Annotated in this window: 1 protein-coding gene; it reads right to left on the minus strand. The window is 72.2% G+C overall.

Annotated features, from left to right (window positions below; translation table 11 throughout):
• Positions 1-1166 (minus strand): beta-ketoacyl synthase N-terminal-like domain-containing protein (locus tag ACFO4E_RS30045; RefSeq protein WP_378580706.1); only part of this gene is annotated, 1166 nt, incomplete at its 3' end.
• Positions 1167-1201 lie beyond the last annotated feature (35 nt).

Below are 1201 nucleotides of genomic sequence, written 5' to 3' on the forward strand. Positions count from 1 at the left end.
AGGATGACGGCGCGGTGGGGGTGGTGGGTGCGGGTGGTGGCCAGGGCGTGGGCGGTGGCGGTGAGGGTGTGGTGGGGGTTGGCGGTGAGGTGGTCGGCCAGGCGGGCGGCGTAGGCGGGTAGCCGGGCGGGGTCGGGGGCCGAGAGCAGCACCGGGACCGTGGGCAGCGCCTGGGAGGCGGTGTCCACGACAGCGGTGTCGGCGGCGTCCGTCTTCTTGGGGGAGGCGGTTTCGGGGGCCTCGGGGGGTTCAGTGGTCTGGGCGGCGGTGGGGGTGTGTTCGGCGGTACCGGTGTCGGCGTTGTCGGTGTCCTGGTCTGAAGCGGTGTGCGCGGTGTCGTCGTGGCCGCCGGCCGCGGGCGCGGCCGCCTCATCACTCTGGGGGGTGTGTTCGAGGATGATGTGGGCGTTGGTGCCGCTGATGCCGAAGGAGGAGACGCCGGCGCGGCGGGGCCTGCCGGGGTGCTCGGGCCAGGTGCGGGCTTCGTTGAGCAGGCGGACGTGGCCGGCGTCCCAGTCGATGTGGGTGGAGGGTGTGGAGGCGTGCAGGGTCTGCGGGAGCAGTCCTTCCCGCGAGGCCATGACCATCTTGATCACCCCCGCGACACCCGAGGCGCACTGACTGTGTCCGATGTTGGACTTCACGCTGCCCAGCCATAGAGGGCTTTCCTCGGGACGGTCCCCGTAGACCTTCATGAGGGCGTGGGCCTCGATGGGGTCGCCGAGGGTGGTGCCGGTGCCGTGGGCCTCGACCGCGTCGATGTCGCCGGGCTCCAGGCCGGCGTTGGCCAGCGCCTGGCGGATCACCCGCTCCTGGGAGGGCCCGTTGGGGGCGGTGAGCCCGTTGCTGGCGCCGTCCTGGTTGACGGCGCTCCCGCGGATCACCCCGAGGATGTGGTGCCCGTTGGCCTCGGCGTCCGACAGCCGCTCCAGCAGCACCATCCCCACACCCTCGGAGAACACGGTGCCGTCGGCCTCGTCGGAGAACGCCTTGAGCCTGCTGTCCCGGGCCAGGCCACGCTGACGGCTGAATTGGATGTACAGCTCAGGGGAGGGAAGCACCGTCACGCCTCCCGCGAGGGCGAGGGTGCTCTCGCCGCGGCGCAGCGACTCACACGCCAGGTGGATGCCCACCAGCGACGACGAGCACGCCGTGTCCACCGTCACCGCCGGACCCTCCAACCCCAGGGTGTAGGCCACCC

This window comes from Nocardiopsis mangrovi (assembly GCF_042653925.1).
GTDB lineage: Bacteria > Actinomycetota > Actinomycetes > Streptosporangiales > Streptosporangiaceae > Nocardiopsis_B > Nocardiopsis_B mangrovi.